A 21,350-nucleotide genomic window follows, 5' to 3' on the forward strand; every position below is an offset into this window, starting at 1 on the left:
ACCGGCGTATGCTTCGACGCAGGACGCGATCATTCCCGCCGACGGCGGCTCGAAACCCATAGCAACGAGTTGCAGGCTTGCCCACCTATTCAGGAGCTCGACAGCATGACTGAAAAAATCATCAAGGTACCCGGTCCCGATCATCCGATCACCATCGCGCCGGATAAAGCCCACGTGGTGGTGACGGTCGCCGGCCGCGTGATCGCGGACACGCGCAATGCGCTGGTGCTACGCGAGGCGGCGTATCCGCCGGTGTATTACATTCCACGCAATGACGTCGAGATGACGCTGCTGGAACGTACCGATCACACGACTTATTGCCCATATAAAGGCGATTGCGCTTACTACAGCATTCCGCTTGGTGGCGAGCGTGCAGTGAATGCGGTCTGGACCTACGAATCGCCCTACGCGCCCGTGAAAGAGATTGCTCAGCATCTGGCGTTCTATCCGAACCGCGTCGATTCCATCGACGTGCAACCGGCAGAGTAAACGGCCACGCGCGCATCGCAGCGATGAGGCTTCGATGCGCGGCGCCAGGCTTTTGAAGTACGGCAGGAGGGACTCGAACCCCCCACCCTCGGCTTAGAAGGCCGAACAAGTCCGTATGTATTGACGTAGATCCAAATTCATTAAACCCGCCATCACCAGCAATTACGGGCGTTCCAGCCCAATGCCTGCTGTCCCCATGTTGACCGAAATTGATTAACTACCCGCATAATTTCCCTACACAGCGCCTACATGGCGCTCTATGTAGGAAATAGCAATGGAAAAAGAAAACCTCACACCTGAGCGTGTGACCGCCTATGAGTGCTGGCCGGGACGGCAGCAGACCATCTTTTGGGACAAGAAACAGCCAGGTCTGGGGCTTCGCGTAACGGCTTCCGGGAGCAAGGCTTACGTTTTTGAAGGTCGTTTGTTCGGCAAGACCGTGCGCTTAACACTTGGCGCTCCTGACGCGTGGCCACTCGAGCGGTACGTCATGACCGACCACGCCACCGGAGAGAAGATAGAGCGATTAGGCGCACGGCAGGAGGCGGCACGGCTTAAGGCTCTAATGGATAGAAACATAGATCCACGCGAGGAAAAGGCCGAGCGGCAAGCCGCTCACGAAGCCCGCAAGCTCGAGTCGCAACGCCAAGACGCGACCGTAGGTTCCGCATGGCAAGCGTATCTTGACGCGAACCGGTCCAAATGGAGCGAACGCCACTACACGGATCACGAAAATCTGGCCCAAGCTGGAGGCGTGGAGAAGCGCCGGGGGGCAGGCGTGACGAAAGCAGGCCCTCTGGCTGCACTTATGCCACTAAAGTTATCGAGCCTGAATGTGGAAACAACAGTGTCATGGCTGGAGACCGAGGCCCAAAGCCGCCCGACAAATGCCGAACAGGCTTACCGCAAATTGCGGGCTTTCATTCGCTGGAGTAACGACCGGCCTGAGTACTCCGGCATCATCGCGCCAAACATCTATAGCGCGCGCTCTGTTCGTGCCGCCGTACCTCGCACTAAAGCAAAGGACGACTGTCTACAGCGCGAGCAGTTGTCCGTTTGGTTTGGTGCCGTACGTGGCATCGCCAATCCGGTCATCAGTGCCTACCTGCAAGGTCTTTTGATCACAGGTGCTCGTCGGGAGGAGCTCGCAGCACTGCGATGGGTCGATGTGGATTTCCGCTGGCGCAGTTTGACCATGAACGACAAAATTGAGGGTACCGGCGGCAGAACCATTCCACTGCCCCCGTATTTGGCGAGTCTATTGTTGAATCTGAAGCGACTGAACGAGATTCCTCCCAACAAGCGGCAGGCCACGCGTCTCGCAAAGAATGGTGAGCAGTGGGCGCCGTCCGAGTGGGTATTCGCCAGTAAAACTGCATCTGATGGGAAGATTGCTGAACCGCGGCATGCACACAATCACGCGTTAGCCCCAACGGGTTTGCCACACATCTCATTGCACGGCTTACGCCGATCGTTCGGCACTCTGTCGGAGTGGGTGGAGGTCCCGGTCGGCGTTGTCGCACAAATCCAAGGGCATAAGCCGTCGGCGATCGCCGAAAAACATTACCGCCGACGTCCCCTCGACCTGCTGCGCATGTGGCACGACAAGATTGAAGCCTGGATGCTTGAACAGACGAAGATCAATTTCGGGCCCTGAAGTTTGCGCGAGCCGTCCGCCTGTTCACGCACGACCGACTCCTGCATATAAGCGAGATCTGCTTGAGCGATACCAGTCGCCCGCCGAACTTGCGGCAACCAGCGAGAAGACCCCGGCCAACCGACTCACCAAACTCGCCCTGCGCGTGGGCAAGAGAGCCTTGCGGCCGAGATCGTTCAAGCGCTCAGCGAACAGGCTGTGGTCGTACCCGGTGCATTCTCCTATCCTGCGGTCTTCAGTACATCAAGCGCCACAAGCCGGTCAAACGCCGGCCAGTCTGGTCGTACGCGCGCAAGCAGAGATGTATGCTCTTGGCTGCGACGTTCAGTAGACCGCTTTCGCGTATCGCACCAGTGGCCCAGCCAGATCTGGCTCGCTATCGCATCCCATTCATGCCCTACGGCGCACCGGAATCGGTATTTCTCCACCGAACCCAGATACTCACCGGACAGACATTGACCAGCATGCGCCCGCGCTGCCTCCTGAAGGCGCGCCAGCCCATCCTTGTCAAAGGTCGCTGCACCTGCAGCCATGCACGCACAGATCTTGCACCATGATCCGCGCATGACTTCGCTGCCCTGCGCTTCCCAGCGGTGCCCTTTGGCGCACTCGAACGGGTAACGCTGACGGCCATCTATGTACTCAATTGCGTCGCACCTGCCTCCTTGGGTCCTTGCCGCAGCCCATAGCCGGGCAAGCCCATCTGACAGACGATTGCGCCGCGCCGACGCCTCGTGTGCACACGCTGGGCACCAGTTGCCCTCGCTGATCTTACGGCCCTGTGCCTCCCACTCGTGACCCGCAGCACAACGCAGCCGGTAGCGTTCGAGCAGGCCTGTGAACGTGCCTTCGACCAGTTCGCCTCCTCGATCTACGACTGTTGCCAGCCAACGGTCACGCAGCGCGTCACGCTGGCACTCGGTGCACTCAAGCTCCCGATACAGCATCTGCGTAGGACGGCGTTCGAAGCGGTGACCGTGCGCACACTCGAAGCCATATCGGGTATGGTAGCCGACCCAGACGTCGGCCAGACACTGCCAGCCGAGTTCGCCCGCACGTCGTTTCAGCGTGCCGAGCGGCCCGCCGTCCGTTGGCTCCGGCCCAATGCAGAGGCCGCCGGCGCCATCATCGCTCTCCCGACGTTGAGCCGCCAGCGCCGAAACCGTTGCCTTTTTCATCGTCCCTTTGCCATCGATTACCCCTCCGCTGTTAATTTCCATACCCTCACGTCCACGGCGGGCTCTACCGATCCCCTGCATGTCCCGCACACTTCGGGAACGCGTTCCTGAAATGATGTCTTCAAGTCTGTTGTCCGGCCCGGGCACCGGTTGCACGCGTGCCGAAATTGTCGGCCGAGGCTACGATTGTCCACGGCTTCGAGCGCTTCACGTTGACGATGACATCGCTCTCGTCAGGCACATCGCTCGGCTCAAACTGCATGTCAACGTCCTGGCTCCCTACGCGCTCCATCTGTTCGGAATCTTGTTCGAGATCGCGCAGATTCCGCAGATCATCTTCTCGCACCGGAAAGCACAGACTTCGGCAAGTGCGCGCCTGCGTTCGACGCAGTGTGCGCCCGCTGACGGACGACCGTTTATTCGGCCTTCGCGGAACTCGCCGGATCGGTTTGAGCGGTCGGCGCGGAAGCCTCTTTCGGCGGCGCCTCTTCCTTGATCTCATAGGACGGGTCGCGCACCCAGCGGCTCAGGTCCTTGTTGATCACAATGGTCGTGCGATCCAGAATCGAACAGCTTCCTTTGAACGCACCCCAAACGCCGCCAACCGACCAGCGATTTATCTTGGTGTGACGGATGACCTTGCCGTCTTCAATCAGACCTGCACTCACGGTCGTAGCCTTGGGTCCGCTCCATGCGCCGCCGCAGACGCCCAGTACGTGGCTGATCTGCAATCGGAGAATCTTTGCATCGCCCACGTGCGTTCCTGCGGGTGCAACTGTCGGTTGTACAGATCGAGACACAGCGACTAGAAGAACCTTTTGATCGCCATTGCCCCCAAGATTCCGCATACCAGAGCAACACAAATCCAATAGATGGTGCGCTCCTTTCGGGTCATTTTCTCCCATTGCTCTGGCGTTGGCCCTCCGCCTGCAGCCATAGATACCTCCTTTATTTCAGTGGACCCGTTACCTGCGTAGAGTGCCCCCAAGGCTGCACACCATAAGTGAGCGGGCCCGGTGCACCGACACCCAATTCAATCCCAGTCGCCCCTCCGTATGAATGGGTAATTGCACCACTAACATTAACCTTAAAAGGTGTTGGGATGGAAATGAACGTTTGATTGCCGTCTCCCAATAGGAAACTACTCGTCGCCTTGGCACTGTCAGCACCAAATATCCATCCAAATGTAACACTTAGGCCAGGTTTCCATGAAATCGCAGATGGATTTGTCTGGGCCACTCCCCCTGATAGATAGGTGGAACCATCGTAGAAATTGATAGCACCGCTCGCAACGCCCGATAGCGCTCCTGTATTCAAAGTCCCATAGTCCGGCGCAAGACCACGATAACTGGTGCCCAATCCTGCCGAGTAGTCTCCTGTGTTCCAGTTCGGCGAGAACGGTCCGTTTGGATCGACGCTCGGGGCAGTCGCCTGCGTCGCAGACGGCGGATTCCAGCTATAGGGCGAGTTCGTGCCGCCGGTGTTCTGCTGAATCAGGTTTTGCAGCGCTTGCGAAGGCGTCGCGAGCATCGACGGATCCTGCACCAGATAGTTACCCGAACTGTCGCTTACCGTCTTCATGCCGGTCGTGTCGTAGACCGCGCTGGCCGGGGTGTTCGCGTTCAACGGCACCACGACGCCCGTCGCGGCAATCTCTCCGTACTGGCTGTTGTTGGCCGCGCGCATCGCGTTCTCGATCTGGTCCGCTGTGATCGGCGATCCGTCCGGGTTCGTGATGCCTTGCGCTGCTGCATTCGCCGCTATCTGCTGGGCTGCGGTCTTTTCCTGCGGATGCAACTGCCGGTTGTAGAGATCCGCACTCAGCGCCCCATTCGCCCCGCTCATCGCGCCCGCCGAGCCGCCGAGTACGCCCCCAGCCGCAGCCCCGGCCAGCCCAGACGCTAAATTGGACAGCAGCGTGCCTCCAAGGGTGTCGCCCGTCGCAGCACTGGCGGCGGTGCCCGCGATGTCCCCAGCAACTGTTCCACCTAAGGCTCCAGCGACATTACCACCTCCCATACCAGCCCCAACGCCCGCAACCACCGCATGCGACGCGATTCGCGCCGCCCCATCGTCGCCCAATAGCGGAAGTGCAATCGCAGAGGGTTTAGCGAAGTTGAGTCCAGCGGGAAACGGAAAGCCGTGCCGTTGATGCACAGACGACATACCGTTCAGTCGGACTGTTGGTCGTGGCTGGCCCCAGATCTATGCGCCCGAGTCCGGCACATAGATCTGGGACAGGATCTCTGCGACCAGTTCAATGGTTCAAACCAGGACGCACCGAATGCCAACGTCGCCCAGGCGCTCACGGCCGACGGCCTTCCCGATCCGGCCAACCATTCCGTCGAGCACGCGAGGATCTACAGGTACACGGCGAACGACATCATGAAGTACGCCTACATCACCGTCAACAGCACGACCACTCCCGGCGCGACCGACGACCCACTAACGTTCGACGCCGATACCAAGTACGTGGCGATCGGGCTGTCGCAATAACCATTCTGTTGCCTGTGCCGCGTCCCCAGACGGGCGGCGGCGTATTTCTTCGCACCGCTGTGCTTTTTGCTCTTCGTGATGCGGGCATGCGACTTTTTTATTACTGATCACGATGGCATGTGGGTGACGTGGCGTTGTGATTCGCCGCCGGCAAGACAGTGCCCCGTCAGCACGCCCGCGCCAGCGTGGCGGCCCTGCCTACGGCTGACGTTACAGGTCAGCAGAGGTTTTCTCAATAGCCCTGCTGTTCACGACAACGGTGCACTAATTTCGACGCGCCTCATGAAATCGTAGGGGTCAACGTAATCGGCTAGAGGGGCGATCGGCAACCACTCTTGAGGAATCCACGGCGTGTCGACATTAACCTGAAATCCGTGGCGCCAAGCAATTTTTGCGTAAATCACGGCATGCGTAGCGATGAGCTTTTCCGTAAAGCCAAAAGCTTGCTCGACGTTCCGAACCTTGGAGACCTTGGGTGACGTGAGCTCTTGAAGAACTGCTTCCATGCCCGGTACATCCTTTCGGGCCAAGGCCAGATAGAACCGGTGGTCAATCTCGTATTTCTTCATTTTTGACGGCGAATGGCCAATGATTCGAAGACAGCGATCTTCCAATGCACGCCACTCCCCACGAACCGCCAACAAAGCCTGATACCCGTGAAATTCCGGCGTTGCTGGGTCATTGGCGCGCGCAATATCGAACGGACGGTCGTTATGAGCAAACCATTGGATCAGTCCTTCATGATCGGACAACAGGGGCATCAGCAGCAAATATGCTGGATACCAAGTTTTCGGATCCATCTGAAACAGAATTCTTTCCAACTTGGCGCTTACATAGCTCCATTCCTTGAAATTCGCCAGATCGTTATGTCTGAACCACGAAATAAGCGCAGTCGCGGTCGCGTGGTTGCGCAAACTGCGCAAGCAACCGGACCGACTACCTTTATTATTCTCGATCATTGCTACAAGGTTAGATTGCTCTTTATCCAAGAATTCGTGATGCTTGGAGACATGATCCAGTCCTTGCTGCGCAGTCGCCGTGTACTCTGTCGATTTCATGTCGCTACAAACCTTAATGTCATTGCACTTTCACTGGAACGGCGATCACCTGCCCGGTCATCTTGTCGACCCCGGCTACGGCCGTCCTCAAAGTTCCATTATTTTGCGCTCTAAATACTGCTTGGTATGCCGGTGAAGAAGGATCCAACTTATTCAAAACAGCGTCAACCCAAGCGTCAGACAATTGCATATTTCCACCAGCAGCCTTTGGCGAGAGTGCAAATGTGCCATTTGTTATCTGCTTACTGTCGATAAGCAACGTCACGTTTCCAGACGAATCCACGAAAACATGATCGAAGCCGTTGTTTCCGCCGTACTTTCCACCAGACAAGATTGTATAACCTTCGTCCTTGCCGATCGAGTTGATCAGGTTTTCGGTTAGTTGGCCGCTTGGATCGCCATCCTGAATAATTGTCTGCACCAAGGTCTGCTGCTCAGGGGTAGACGCGCTCAGGACGCAGCTGCTCTGACATACCTTTGTCGCATTGACAAAGCCGGACGCCGTAGGCGTGACCGGCGTTGCACCGTCTAAAGTCGCAAGCCCCTTGCCCACATTAGTGCCACCAGCAACCCCTGCGCCAAAGACTGCATCAAGCACGCCCGAGACAATCTTTCCAGCCGCCCATCCGAGAGCTGCGTTCTCGAGAGGATATGTCGGAGTCACTGCCCCATTCGACGTTGCTGCCCGCTGGATGAGGTCATCGGCAAACGCCGCCACTTGCCCATTCGTCGGCCCGTTAGGTGCGATGTAGTACTGCGGACCGATGCCGGCGGTCGCGGGCGTTTGACCCTGCGCCAACCCCTGCGTGGTGCCTCCGGGCGTGCCAAACAGCGACGAATCGTTGGATTGAGCATTGGTGGACTGGAACGTTTTCACCGTGCTGCCGTCTGCGACGATGGGGCCGTTGGTGCCAACAATCGTGTATCCCGACATCTGCTGGATCGCATCCTGTGCGATTCCCAGATTTGTCATAAACGTGTTGTACGCTTGGGTGTTACCCGACGCTTTAGCAGCTTGCGCCAGTTGCGCCTCGTACTGACCAAGCTGCTGTGCCGCCTGGGCATCGACCTGCGCGCCGGCCGCCAGCGTCAGCATGTTGGTCCAGTAGTCGTTCAGCGTTTGCTGGTCTGCTGGTGTCTTGCCGGACGTCGCGATCGTACTCGCGACCTTGGCGATCATGTCGCGTTCCTGCGGATGCAGTTGCCGGTTGTACAGATCGGCATTCAGCGCCCCACTTGCGCCGCTCATCGCACCGGCTGAACCGCCCAATGCCCCGCCCATCGCAGCGCCTGCTATCCCTGCCGCGACGTTCGACAGCAACTTGCCTCCAACCGTATCGCCCAGCGCATTGCTAGCGGCAGTTCCAGCAATGTCGCCTCCCACCGTTCCAGCAACCGCGCCGGCTACATTGCCGCCACCCATTGCTGCACCAAGACCCGACACGACCGCGTGTGACGCAATGCGAGCCGTCCCATTCTCACCCCACAATGCTTCCTGCTGCTGCGCCGCCGTGATATCGGCCTGCGCCTGTGCCATACCAGTCTCATCGCCGTTCTTTTCTGCATTTGCGTAGGCCAGCCGCGCCGCCGTTTCCTTTGCAGCAGCCTTGTTCTCCAACGCATTCGCGACGTCCCCCACTACCTGCATCCCGACCTGGCCCGTCATCTGCTGGATCGCCATGTCGTTCTGCACGGTCTGTGCGTTGAACGTGTTCTGCACCGAGCCGTTGGCATTCGCCGTATCCCGGCTCAGGCCCGCGGTGCTGTCCTGCCCCGTGCCCGCATCTCCCCGTACCGTAATCGTTCCCGCACTCACGGCCGCATACGTCGTGCCGGACGCGCTGTTGCTTGTCCCGCCTGCCGAGAACCCACTCGGTCCAAACCCCTGCGAATTCTGCGGCCCAGCGGTACTGCTCGCGGCCTGCTTCACCGGTGTGTTCAGATTCACGCCGGCCGGTGTGCTCTGCCCGAAACTGCCGCTCATCCCAAAGCCCATCGACTCTCCCGAGTAGCTCGCGGTGTTTTGCAGGTTCGTGTAACCAAGTGTCTGCGTCGAGAGACTGTTCTTGTCCGCGCTCGCGGTACTTGCAACCACCCCGCCGTCCAGCTGCGTGTGATTGCCGACGCTGATGTTGTAGCCGCCGTTGCCTGCATAGATGCCGCTCTGCTGGTTGACCGACTGGTAATTGTCCTTGATGGTCTGATCACTTGTATTCGCCGAGCCGCTGACGGTCGTGCCGTAACAGATTGGCGGCACGCAGATGCTCGCCTGGAAGCCCGCGCTCGCCTGCCTGCTGTCGTACGTGTTCGTATCCTGCTGGCTCGCGATATTCAGATCTCGGCCGACGTTCGCATCGACCGTATTGCCCGCCACTTCCGCACCACGCAGGTTCGTGTCGCGCCCGCTCGTCAGCGTCACCGTATCAGTGCCACTGATCTGTGTATCGCGATTGGTTACGCCGTTACCGTTGGCGTGCCCATTCGCAGAGCTGGCTGCAAGTTCAATAGTAAAGCCGTTCTGTTGTCCGCCCAGCCCAAGGCCAACGCCAATACTGCCTCCACTGCTGCTGTTGCTGCTCGACTGCTGGGTCGTATCTTTCGCGCTTTGCAGATTGATGTCGCGCGCAGCGTTCAACACGACATCTTGCCCGGAAATCTGCGTGCCACGCGCGTTGATGTCGCCATCCGTCGCGAGCCCGTTTGCATCCTTCGTGCCACTTCCCGTCGCGATCACATTGACAGTGCCGCCCGAATGCAGCGTGCTGCCGTCGTTTGCCAGCTCGCTGCTTTGCGATTCGCTGTGACTCGAACCACCTCCGATACTCACGGTTGCCTTGACCAGCGGCTGGCCAGTCGGCCCAGTCGAACTCGCCACCTGATATACGTTATAGGCCGCGAGCCCCGCCTGTGCCGTGTCGAGCGCAGCCAGGCGCGAATCCCCGGCGTGGCTCGCATTGTTCATGCTCTGGTTGATCGTCGCGATCGCATTGCCGACCGCTCCGCCCAGCGCGAGGCTCACGCCGAACTGGCTCGAACTCTGACTTGCGCTGCTTTGTGTCGCATCTGTACCCGGATCGAGATTCACGTTCTTGCCGATCAGCGTCAGATCCTTGCCCGCGCTCAGATCGGCACCGGCCACCGTCACATCCTGATTCGCGTCCAGCGTCACATCTCCCTTGCCGCTCACGATCTGGCTGCGCATCGTGCTCTGTGTCTGCGCGGCCGTGTCCTGCACCGAATGGTTGTTCGACACGCCGACGGTGAAGCCCGTGGCCGTGCCGTTGCTACCCAGACTGCCGATCTGATGACCGCTCGAATCCTGATGGTTCGCGCTCGTATCCAGGCCGGCCAGCACATTGATTGCGCCCTGCTTCGCCACCAGATCGACACCCTGCGTTCCGCTGATGCCCGAACCGATCACGTTGATGTCGCCAGTATTGCTCTTCACCACCACGCTGTTGCCGGACACCGTCGTCGCGGCCTGAGTAGCCTGCGCCTGCGTTCCGTTCGAACTGCTGCGGCTCGCGTTGTATGGCGAAGGGCTCGTGCCGCCGCTATTTGCCGTACCACTGATCCAGCGCGCCATATCGCCCAGACCCGGCGACGCCAGTGAGATTCCCATGCTGGAACTGCTCGACTGCGTGCTCTGCAGCAACTGATCGGTCGATGCCTGCAGCGTGACGTTGCGATTCGCCGCCAGCGAGGCTGTGCCGCCTGCGCTGATCGTTGAGCCGATGACCGAAAGATCACCGTCGATCGGCTGGCCGTTCGCATCCTTCACTGCGCCGCCCGTGGCGGTCAACGACACATTGCCGCCGCCGCGAATCGTGCTGCCCGCATTGGTCAGACTCGATATGTCGGTCGTGCTAGAACTATGGCTACTGCCGTACGATACGGAAATCGACGGTGTGTTGGCCGCACTCGCGCCGATCCCGTTCAGGACGTTTTGCGCACGCTGGAAGCCATTGCCGGATGACGCGTTCGCTTTCAGGTCGCGAGCCGCTTCCAGCGGCGTTCCGGTCACGGCGACCGTCACACCGCTCGAACGCGCCTCCTGCTGATCGTGCGACTGAGCGCTGTCTTGCGCCGGATCGATCGTGACGTTCTGGCCGGCGATGCTGATGTTGCCTGTTGCGCCCGTGACATCACCCTTCGCCTGCCCGGCGATGACGTCGCTGCCGCCAATATGAACGTCCTTGCCCGCAGAGATCGACACGTTCCCCTGCACAGCACCGACGGTACTACGCGACTGGCTCTGCGTAACGGAATTCGCATCGTACTGATCCTTCTGCTCGCTCGAGCCGACGCTGAAACCGATGCCGCCGCTTCCCGACAGTCCCGAGTGCTTGACATCGTGAAACTCGGAATCCTGATAGGTGTCGGTTGCGGCAAGGATGTTCACGCTACCCTTTGCCGCAAGCGCGACGCTGTTCGTGCCGACGATACTGCTGCCGGTCACGTTGATGTCCTTGCCGCTCACGACCGACACGCCATCGGCCGAGATCGTGCTGCCGTCGGCATACGTCGCGCTCTGGGCGACGTGATTGACAGCGCTCGTATGGCTCGCGACGCCACTGTGGCTGTCGGTCTCGTCGATGTTCGAGACGTGCGTCTCTGTCGTGGCGCCGACATTCACGCTCCCCGCCGCCATCAGCAACGCGTTGCCCTTGTCGAGCGAGACCGTGCTGCCCACGACGTTGATGTCCTTGCCCGACACGATCGCAAGACTGTCGCCGCTCTTGAGCGTCGTGCCTGTCACTGCGTCGTCAGACATGTGCAGCGTCTCCGCGTAGCTGCCATGATGATCACTACCGGAGCTGTTGCTGTCCACGGTCGACGTCGCGGTCGCCGCCTGCAGCGTGACGTTGCCACCGGCCACGACAGCCCCTCCACCGCCCAGGTTGATGTTCGCCCCGGTTGCCGTCAGATCTCCGCCCACAGCGATCAAGGACGCACCCCCGACCTTCACACTGCTGCCCACATCGCTCACGATGTGCGTATCGGAAATACCGTTCGCACGAGCCACAACCTTGGTCTCGCCGGTCTGCAGCGCCCCGAGATTCCAGTTGCCGCCAATGCTCATGCCCAGCGCGCCGCCCACATTCAGGCTGGCCGCGTCCTGCTCGAAGTTGCCGCCCGTCGTAATCGCCGCATTACCCGTCACGTTGATGCTGGCTACAGGGCCAAGCGTCGTCGTAACACGCGTCGCACCGGTGTCGCTGACCTGGTTGAGCGTGTTCGCCGCAGTGTTCAGAATCAGATTGCCGCCCGCCTGCAGCGCCAGGCTTCCCGCATTGAGCGTCGCCGACGTGAGATTCACATCCCCCGTCGTCACAAGCGACATCTGCCCACCGCTTTGCAGCGTGCCGAACGAACTGTCGATGCTCTGCCCACTGATCGCGAAGCTGTTCGCCGCCTTGATCGTGCCGCTGTTGGTGACCGTTTGTGCGTTCTGCAGATCGATGTTTGTCGCGGCGATTACCGGACCGTTACCCATGTTCTCCTGGCTCGCCTGCGCCAGATAGACCACCGGCACGAGCACCGGCTGCCCATCGACGATCTGCGTCTGCATGATGACGACGTTGCTCGTCAGTTGCGACACCTGCTCGGGCGACAGGCCGGTACCAGGCGCCAGATCGAGCGACTTCGCGAGTGCAGCGCCCGACGTCATCAGGGTTTTGAATTCGTCCTGCGTGTTCGCGTAGTTCGTCAGGACCGACTTCCCGGTCATCGACAGGATCTGGTCCTGCACGAGCTTCTGCTCGTAGAAGCCATCACCCAACCTCATCTGGATCTGGCCGGGGTTCATGCCCATCTGCTGGAAGTAGTAGTCGCTCGACAGCCACTGCTGCTGATTCGTGAAGGCCGGGTTCGTCTCGACAAGATACGGCGCGTTCGGTGCGGTATCCGGGCTGAAGAGCCCGCCCTTCGGCACCGTGATGTTGTTGAGCACCTTGACCGCCGTCGCGGCCGCGATGGTTGGATTATTGAAGTTCGCGAGGCCACTGTTGAGAAGGCTGCCGCCCTGGACTGCCACCGCGCCCGGATGCACGCCACCGCCCGTACCAATCAATCCACTCACCGCGCCTGCGCCGATGACCCCCACGCCGTACGAACCGATCGCCCCGCTCACCGCGCCCGCGCCAATCGCCCCCACACCCTGCGTGCCGATCGTCCCGCTCACGGAACCGGCTCCCGAGCCCGATAAAGTCTGCCCGGGCAGGAGCCCGAGCGGCGTCACCCCTGCGTTGCCCGCGGTGTTGTTGATCGTCACGCCCGTGCCACTGAGCGTACCGCCCGCCGTGAACGAGGATTCGTACGCCGGCAGCGCATACGTGCGGATGTCGGCCGGCGCCGCCTGAGTGTAGCCGCCGGGATTGGAGGTGACGAACGAAGCATTGCCAAACGGCAACTGCCAGTTGTGCTCGCTGTTGTCGTAGTTGTCGTAGTGATATTGCCCCGAGTAGGTGACCTGCACCTGCGGAGCACTCTGGCCTTGCCAGCTGTCCTGGTCGAGTGTCGTGGGCGATGCGATGTTGCCCGTCGCGGCCACCTGGCTCCAGTAGTTCTGGAACGTCCCGACCGATGACGCCTTCAGGTTGCCGCCGGCGATGATCTGCGATTCCGGACTGACGGACGTGACCGTATTGGCGACTGCGTCGCCCGTATAGGTCGTGTACTGATAAGTACTGTTCCACTGGCCTCCGTGCGGCGGATCGGTAGGCACGCCGCCGATCAGCGTCGGGTCGCCCCTGGAACCCAGGACCTGCGGATTGCCCGGTCCACACGCAGCCAGGTACGTGGCGTCACATCCTGACAGGCTGATGCCGAGGCTTTGCAGCAGGGCCGGGTCGATCGACGACGTGAAGCCGCCCGTGGTCATCACGCGGCGCGTGTTCGTCACCTGGTTCGCATCGATCTCCATGTCGCCGCCGGACTGGATCAGCGCGGACTGGTTCCGGACCAGATTCACGTTGGTGTAATTGCCGCTCCCATCCTTGCCGCCAGCCAGAACGACCTTGCCGAGACCGTAGATCGCGGTCATCGCTTGCGTGTCGGTCCCGGTTGTGTCGTCGCGGTTCTCAATGTCCGGCGCAAGCAGTTCGAGCGTGCCCGCGCTGTCCGTCGCACCGATCAGCGCGGCGGTGCCCAGATTCGACAGGCTTTGGGTGGCATTCAGCGACACGCTGCCGCCGACGATCGTGCCCGTATTGGTCAGCGTGTTCGAGTGCGTGGTCAGCAGGCCGCCGGCCCCCAGCGTTCCCGAGTTCTGGATGTCGCCGGCATTGATGTTCAGCCCGTTTACGGCCGACAGCGCGCCGCCATTGCTGAACGTGCCGGGCAGCGTGAAGCTCAGATTGTGGCCCGCACTGAAGCCGTAGTTCGGCGAAGTGGTGAAGTTCCCCTGCAGGTTCAACGAAAGATCGTTGACCGCACTGTACGTGCCGCCGCCTGCCAGCGTATTCGCGGTGACCGACAGATTCCGGGATGCATTGATCTGGCCGCTCGTGGCGGTCAGCATACCCGTCGCAATCCCGACATCGCCCGTCATGTTGGCGACATTACCGATTTCCCCGCCGGTGTTGTCCAGATTGCCTGCGTTGATCTGCAGGTTCGCGCCGCTCAGTTGCCCGCCCTGCGTGTTGGAGACCGACGTCGCGTTCAGCGCCACGTTGCCGTTACCACTGATCGAACCCATGCCGGAGGCGCCGCCCGCATTGCTATTGGCGATCTGGCTGCCGCCGTTGATCGTCGTCGCGCCATTCCCGAGATTGGTGATCGCCCCGCCCGAGTTGTCGATCGACGATGCAGCGAGACTCAGCGTGCTGCCGGTCGCCGCGCCGCCCGCGCCGATCACGCCGCCGGCATTGATCAGCTGACCGCCGCTGGTGGCGGTCAGTCCGGTGCCCGACGACAGCCGTCCGTTCGTGTTGTTCAGCGTCCCCTGGACGGTCGCAGTCATGACGCCTTGCGACGCCAGTTTGCCCCCGGTGTTGTTGAGGCTGCCGACCGACACCGAGGCCTGTCCATTGGTCACGATCTTGCCGCCGACGTTCGTCAGCGACCCGGTGCCATTGCTCGGCTTGATCGTTAGCGTGCCGGTGCCGGCGTGCGTGATCGTGCCGCTGTTGTTGTTCACCGACGTGGAAGCAAGCGTCAGGTCCGTGCTATTGGTCTGGATCACACCGCCGTTCGAGTTGTCGAGCGTGCCACTCACGCCGAGGCCCATCGTGCCGGTCCCGAGCTGCGTGATTGATCCCCCTTCGTTCGTCAGGTTCGTCGCGGTGACACCAAGCTGGTTCGTGGTGATCCGGCCATTGCTGTTGTCGAGCTGCGCAATCGACATCGTCACCGCGTTGCCGCTCACGACGCCACTCACGTTTCTGAATGACGCGGCGTTTGCCGTGATCGCCTGCGCGCTCAACGTTCCGTTGCCGTTGTCGAGCGTGCCACTGACGGTGGTGTTGAGATTTTGCCCGGCCGTGATGCTGCCGCCATTCGTCAGCGACGCGGCCTGCACCGTGTTATTGCCAGACGCAGCGATCGTGCCGCTGGTGTTCGTGATGCCCGCGCCACTTGTGACGCTCAGGTTCCCGTTCGATTGGAGTTGTCCCCGGGTGTTGTTCAGGGCGCCGGCGAGCGTCGCGCTCAGCCCGGACTGCCCCCCGATGCTCCCGCCTGTGTCGTCCAGGCTGCCCGCATTCAGATCGACCTGTCCATTGCTGACAATCGAACCACCGACGTTGGTGACCGCGCCCGTGCCATTGGCTGCATCGATCGACAGCGTGCCGGTCCCGGCATGCGTGATCGTGCCGCCGTTGTTGTTCAATGTCGCAGGCGCGAGCGTCAGGTCCGTGCTCTTTGTCTGGATCACGCCACCGTTGGAGTTGTCGAGCGTGCCGCTCACACCGAGGCTCATCGCTCCAGTCCCGAGCTGCGTGATCGATCCACCTTCGTTCGTCAGGTTCGTCGCGGTGACACCAAGCTGGTTCGTGGTGATCCGGCCATTGCTGTTGTCGAGCTGCGCAATCGACATCGATACCGCATTGCCGCTCACGACGCCGTTCGCGTTTCTGAATGACGCGGCGTTTGCCGTGACCGCCTGCGCACTCAACGTTCCGTTGCTGTTGTCGAGCGTACCAGCAACGGTGGTGTCCAGATTCTGTCCGGCCGTGATGCTGCCGCCGTTCGTCAGCGACGCAGCCTGCACCGTGTTATTGCCTGACGCAGCGATCGTGCCGCTGGTGTTCGTGATGGCTGAACCGCTTGTGACGCTCAGGTTCCCGTTCGATTCGAGTTGCCCCCTGGTGTTGTTCAGGGCGCCGGCGAGCGTCGCGCTCAGCCCGGACTGCCCCCCGATGCTCCCGCCCGTGTCGTCCAGGCTACCCGCATTCAACGCGACCTGTCCGTTGCTGATAATCGAGCCGCCGACGTTGGTGACGGCGCCCGTGCCATTGGCTGCATCGATCGACAGCGTCCCGGTCCCGGCGTGCGTAATGGTTCCGCCGTTGTTGTTCAATGTTGCAGGGGCAAGCGTCAGATCAGTGCTTTTCGTCTGGACCACGCCGCCGTTGGAGTTGTCGAGCGTGCCGCTCACGCCGAGCCCCATTGCGCCCGTTCCGAGCTGGGTGATCGACCCATGCTCGTTCGTCAGGTTCGTGGCGACCAGCGCGAGGTGGTTCGTCGTGATCTTTCCGCCGCTGTTGTCGAGCTGCGGGGCAGTTACCGACACGGTATCGGCGCTGATCGTCCCGTTCGCGTTCTTCAGCGACGTGGCGTTAGTCGTGATCGTTTGCGCGCTCAGCGTCCCGCCGCTGTTGTCCAGCGTGCCGGTGACGGTGGTGTCGAGATTCTGGCCCGCAGTCACGCTGCCGCTGTTCGTCAGCGAAGCCGCCTGCACTGAGCCGTTACCCGCTGCAGCGATCGTCCCGTTGACATTCGTAATGGCCGAACCGCTCGTGACGCTCAGGTCCCCGCTCGATTCAAGCTGTCCATTCGCATTGTTCAATGCACCCGCAACAGTCGCATTCAATCCGGTCTGTGCGGAGATCGTGCCGCCCGTGTCGTCCATGCTGCCGGCCGACAGGTTCGCGAGACCGTTCGTCACGATCTTGCCGCCGACGTTCGTCAGCGACCCCGTGCCGCTGCCCGAGTCGATCGTCAGCGTGCCGGTGCCTGCATGGGTGATCGTTCCGCCGTTGTTATTCAACGTCGACGGCGCAAGCGTCAGGTCCGTGCTGTTGGTCTGGATCAGGCCACCGCCCGAATTGTCGAGCGTGCCGCTGACATTCACGCCCATTGCCCCCGAGCCGAGCTGGGTGAGCGCGCCATTGTGATTCGTCAGATTCGTGGCGCTTACATTGATCTGGTTCGCAGTAATCTTCCCACCGCTATTGTCGAACTGCGGCGCCGTAACTGACACGGTGCTGGCGCTGATCGTGCCGTTCGCGTTCTTCAACGACGCTGCATTCGCTTTGAGCGCCGCGGCGCTCATCGATCCCCCGCTGTTGTCGAGGGTTCCCGATGTCGTCACCTGCACGTTCTGCGCGGCCGTGACCGTGCCGCTATTGGTCAGTGTTGCCGCGTTAATCGTCGCATTGCCGTTGCCGCCAATTACACCGCCCGTCGCGCCCTGCGCCGTCGTGCCCGCCGCGTTCGTGATCTGGCCGCTCGCCGTGAGCGTGAGGCCATCGCCGTTGCCCGACACGATGCGTCCGGCCGTGTTCTGTACGTTCGCGCCCGACACGTTCACCGCGCCAGCCGCTTCGAGCCGGCCCGCCGTATTGTCGATGTTGCCGCTCGACGCCACGTTGAGCGCCTGAGCCGACGTGATCGAGCCTGAACCGTTCTGAAGGCTGGTAGCCGCAATCGTCGCTACGCCGTTCGTGCCAATGCTGCCGTGACCATTGTCGAGCGCGCCGGTCTGGACACCCAGCGCCCCCGTGCCCGCCTGGCTAATCGTCCCGTTCGCGTTGGTCAGGCTGCCCGAACGGATCGTGGTGTTTTGCGCGTTCGTCGTGACGGTGCCGCCGGTGTTGTCGAACGCGCCGGATGCTGCCAACGTCGTGTCGCTCGCGCCCGTTTGCGACAACGTACCGCCGCGATTTGAAATACCACCTGCCGTCACGCTCAACTGCGCGGCACTCACCTGCCCCTGATCGTTCGTGACGGTCCCTGCGGCATTGGCCGTCAAGATGCCGCTCGTCTGCAGCGACGCACCTGTATGAACGATGTTGCCTGTGTCGCCGCCGGCGCCGGTCGCTGTCAGGGACGCGTTGCCCTTCGTCAGCGTTTGCCCGCCTGCCATGTTCAAACTGCTACCCGACAGCGCGAGATTGCCACCCGCCATCTGCTGCCCGGCGGCAGTCACGGCGCCCGAACCCGTCACCGAAAGGTTGCCTGTTCCGGTGACGTTGCCGTTCGCGTCGACTCCCGCGCCGAGTGAGCCGGTCGAATTAATGCTCGCGCCCGTGACGCTTGTGTTGCCGAGCGCAGCGATCGTGCCGCTGTTGGTCACCTGCCCCTGGCTGTTCAACGTGGTGTTTTGCGTCGCATAGACGGAGCCGCTGTTCGCCGCGTCGCCCGCTGCGGAGATCGCGACATTGCCGTTCGCACTCGTCGAGCCTGACAAGGTTATCTTGCCCTGGCTGCTGATCTGCACGTCGCCGCCTTGCGACGCAATCGTGCCGGCGCTATTGACGCCAACGCCTGCCTCCGTGCCCACCAGCATGATCTTGCCAGCGTACATACCACCGAGCTGCGCGACGTCGATCGCCACTCCCGGGCTATTGCCGTCCGACCCGAGCGATTGCGCACTCAGATCGCTATAGCGTACGTCGTTGTTGCCCGCCACGACATTGAGCGACTGCCCTGCCCACACCTTGCCGTTGATCGCCACGCTGCGCGCGATCAGGTCGACCTGGTCGACGTTGCTGCCGTTGAGCCCCGCCGTTCCAATCTGTATCTGGCCACCCGTCACGTGAAACGCATCGAGACTGCCCGTGCCGCCGAAGACCGGCGTGCCAGTCGTCAGAACGCCGCGGCTCGTGTTGATAAAGCCGCATCCGTTACAGTAAATACCAGCCGGGTTCGCGATCACGACCTCGGCCTTCTGGCCGGCCACCTCGGTATAGCCCAGCAACTGGCTCGCATTGCCCCCTACGACCTGGTTCACGATCACGCGCGCGCTGCCGGCGCCAAGATTCGCGTTCCCCGTCACGTACCCGCCGAGTTGGGTCTGTACGTTAGCTGCCGAATTGTTCAGGATCAAACCCGACTGGCCGACGTTGTAAGTCATGTAGGCGTTGTTCGAAACACCGGCCGCATTCGGCGTTGCAATCTGAACGATCGGCAACCCATTTGCCGTCACGCCGACGGCCGGCCTGCTACCCGATGCAGGTGCCGCGACGACCTGGGCATCGACCAGTACCGGTTGCATGCCGAGCGCGCACAACGCGGCAAATGCGACGTGCCGCATCGACAGCATGTCGACGAAGCCCACGCGCGCGTGCATGAAAGGCGCGCAACGATGCGTACTACAAGGCGTGCCGGCCGAGCGCCCCTTTCCCGTACCCGTGGCTGTTTCCTGCACAGCCGTCCACAGACCACGAGCTGCATTGAAAATGACGCGATAGATATTCTTGTTCATAGCAGGAAACTCACGCTGAAGCCCGCCACCGGCCAGTGGTTCGGGAAACGGGCCGGCTGGTACAAAGGACCGCCGATGAAAACGTCATAGCTGACGTGCTTGAATGCACTGCCGCGCACACCGACCACGGCACCCGCCAGACGGCGGCCAAGCACGTTGTTCGCTTCGGGACCGAAAACCTCGCCGCCGTCGATGCCGAAATACAGCGCCTGCCCGAAACGCGAAAACGGAATCTCCAGATCGTTGCGAATGAAGATGCCCTTCTCGGCAGCCAGCATCGTGTTGCCATCGAAACCGCGCACGGTATAGCGACTGCCGATCGAAAAGTATTCGGTGGGATAAAGCATGTTGGGTGTGTTCTGCGCACGTACCGTTGTTGAGTAGCGCAGTGGGAAACCCGCGATGGTGAACGGCACGCTCAACGTCGCGTCGACCGTCTCCATGTGGTAGTAGTACGTGGGGATACCTGCGCCCGCGCCCGGCAGATCCGGCTGTGCACCGAACCACGGCACGCCCCACCGATAGGCGAGCGTGCTGTCGAGTTGCGCAGCGCCGAAGTAATGTTTGTGTTCCCAGCCGACTTCCGCGTAGCTGTTGTCGCGGTGTTGAACGCCGATTTCCGTACCGTCGATGAACGCTTCGCTGAAGCGCTTACCGACGCGGAACTCGACCGTGTTCTTCTGCACCTGATTGCGATAGAACTGGTATTCCGCCTTGACGTCGAAGTTGCTGGACTTGCCGCTCGATACGAGCGTCGAGAACGCGCCTGCGATCTGCTGGTGGTAGTCGTACTGGCTGGCCGTGGAGGTGAACGTCCAGTTGCCCCAGGGAATCGAGTAATACGCGCTGCTGCCGTGCGTGCCGTATTGGCTCGTATGACCGTCGATGTCGTGGTTGTAGCTGACGTTGAAGAGGTCGGACAGACCAAGCGGATTGTCGAGCGTCAGGCTTGCGCTGCCTTGAAACTGGCCGGTCGACTTGAGCCCGCTATCGTCGGCGCTCACGGAAAGCGACCACGGCTTCGTGCGCTTGACCGAAATCACGACGTCGCTTTCACCGGTCGACGGTCCCGGCACGATCTGCATTTCAACATCCTGATTCGGCACGCGCTTCATCTGCTCGAGGCCCTGCTCGAGATTGCGCAGATTCAGCAGATCGCCCGCCTTCGTCGGAAACGCGTTGCGCCACGTGCCGTACGTTGACGGATCGGCGAAGCGAATTGCGCTGATGACGCCAGGGATCAGTTGAAGCTTCAGCTTGCCGGTCGAAAGATCTTGCGGTGCAATGACAACGCGTGTCGTGGAGTATCCCTTTTCGATCACGAGCGCCATTACGCGATGCACGATCAGGTTGAGCCCTTCCCTGCCGACACACTGTCCTCGATAGCGCTGCAGATAGTCGTTGACGAACATCAGTTCGCCCGGGAAAAGGGGATTGGGCAACAATGCGCGTGCCCCGGCAGACTCCACGGAATCGCTCAAACCGGGTGGCACTTCCAGCGTCAGTTCGTCGACCTTGAAGCACGGTGTTTCGACGGGAACCTTGCCGTCGTCTTCGGCCGGACGCTCGACGGGTTGAAGGGCAACGTTTGGGGCGGTGATCGCACGCTCGCGCTCGATCGCCTGCTCCTGTACGCGGCGACGCTGCTCTTCCGCATCCAGCACCGAAGACGTTTGTGCGTGTGCGACTGGAGCGTGCGCCACTGGAAAAAGCGCCCACGCCAACAGGGCAAACTGCATGCGCGAAATCCAGATGCGACGCATCAGCAACACTGCGCGGCCCGACGTCAGCGCTCCCCGAGGCTTGCCCGATAAGGGCGTACT

At 61.2% G+C, this 21,350-nt stretch carries 8 protein-coding genes, 1 tRNA gene and 2 pseudogenes; 3 read left to right on the top strand and 8 right to left on the bottom strand.

Annotated elements, in window-relative coordinates:
• The first annotated feature begins 105 nt into the window (after window positions 1-105).
• Window positions 106-489 (top strand): DUF427 domain-containing protein, encoded by a 384-nt coding sequence (locus PQQ86_RS13775; RefSeq protein WP_408267594.1) that lies wholly within the window; start codon window positions 106-108, stop codon window positions 487-489.
• A 58-nt stretch (window positions 490-547) separates the two neighbouring features.
• On the opposite strand, the gene PQQ86_RS13780 is transcribed toward PQQ86_RS13775, so the two are convergent.
• Window positions 548-616 (bottom strand) — tRNA-Arg (locus PQQ86_RS13780).
• Between the two features lie 147 nt (window positions 617-763).
• Here PQQ86_RS13780 and PQQ86_RS13785 point away from each other — a divergent pair.
• Window positions 764-2,146, top strand: a complete 1,383-nt coding sequence (locus PQQ86_RS13785; RefSeq protein ID WP_408267597.1) for a tyrosine-type recombinase/integrase — start codon at window positions 764-766, stop codon at window positions 2,144-2,146.
• Window positions 2,147-2,201: 55 nt separating this feature from the next.
• A pseudogene (locus PQQ86_RS13790) lies at window positions 2,202-2,359 on the top strand (IS110 family transposase); the annotation flags it as partial.
• Between the two features lie 8 nt (window positions 2,360-2,367).
• On the opposite strand, the gene PQQ86_RS13795 reads toward PQQ86_RS13790, so the two are convergent.
• The 7 genes and pseudogenes from PQQ86_RS13795 to PQQ86_RS13825 all read right to left on the bottom strand — a co-directional run bounded on the left by PQQ86_RS13795 (window position 2,368) and on the right by PQQ86_RS13825 (window position 21,266).
• On the bottom strand, window positions 2,368-3,324 hold the full coding sequence (locus tag PQQ86_RS13795) for a hypothetical protein (RefSeq protein WP_408267600.1): 957 nt from the start codon (window positions 3,322-3,324) through the stop codon (window positions 2,368-2,370).
• Window positions 3,325-3,457: 133 nt separating this feature from the next.
• Window positions 3,458-3,676 (bottom strand): annotated as a pseudogene (locus PQQ86_RS13800) (POTRA domain-containing protein); the annotation flags it as partial.
• Window positions 3,677-3,740: 64 nt separating this feature from the next.
• The gene (locus PQQ86_RS13805) at window positions 3,741-4,079 is read right to left on the bottom strand and encodes a hypothetical protein (RefSeq protein WP_408267603.1); all 339 of its coding nucleotides are present in this window, start codon (window positions 4,077-4,079) and stop codon (window positions 3,741-3,743) included.
• Between the two features lie 193 nt (window positions 4,080-4,272).
• A complete protein-coding gene (locus PQQ86_RS13810) occupies window positions 4,273-5,343 on the bottom strand; it encodes a polymorphic toxin type 22 domain-containing protein (RefSeq protein WP_408267606.1) in 1,071 nt (356 codons plus the stop codon).
• Window positions 5,344-6,068: 725 nt separating this feature from the next.
• Window positions 6,069-6,878, bottom strand: a complete 810-nt coding sequence (locus PQQ86_RS13815; protein ID WP_408267609.1) for an Imm49 family immunity protein — start codon at window positions 6,876-6,878, stop codon at window positions 6,069-6,071.
• Window positions 6,879-6,897: 19 nt separating this feature from the next.
• Window positions 6,898-19,527 (bottom strand): hemagglutinin repeat-containing protein, encoded by a 12,630-nt coding sequence (locus PQQ86_RS13820; protein ID WP_459252424.1) that lies wholly within the window; start codon window positions 19,525-19,527, stop codon window positions 6,898-6,900.
• Window positions 19,524-21,266, bottom strand: coding sequence for a ShlB/FhaC/HecB family hemolysin secretion/activation protein (locus PQQ86_RS13825; protein WP_408267611.1), 1,743 nt, complete (start codon window positions 21,264-21,266; stop codon window positions 19,524-19,526). The genes PQQ86_RS13820 and PQQ86_RS13825 overlap by 4 nt, the downstream gene beginning before the upstream one ends.
• Window positions 21,267-21,350 lie beyond the last annotated feature (84 nt).

Origin of the sequence: Paraburkholderia sediminicola (assembly GCF_046026675.1) — a bacterium.
Classification (GTDB): domain Bacteria; phylum Pseudomonadota; class Gammaproteobacteria; order Burkholderiales; family Burkholderiaceae; genus Paraburkholderia; species Paraburkholderia sediminicola_F.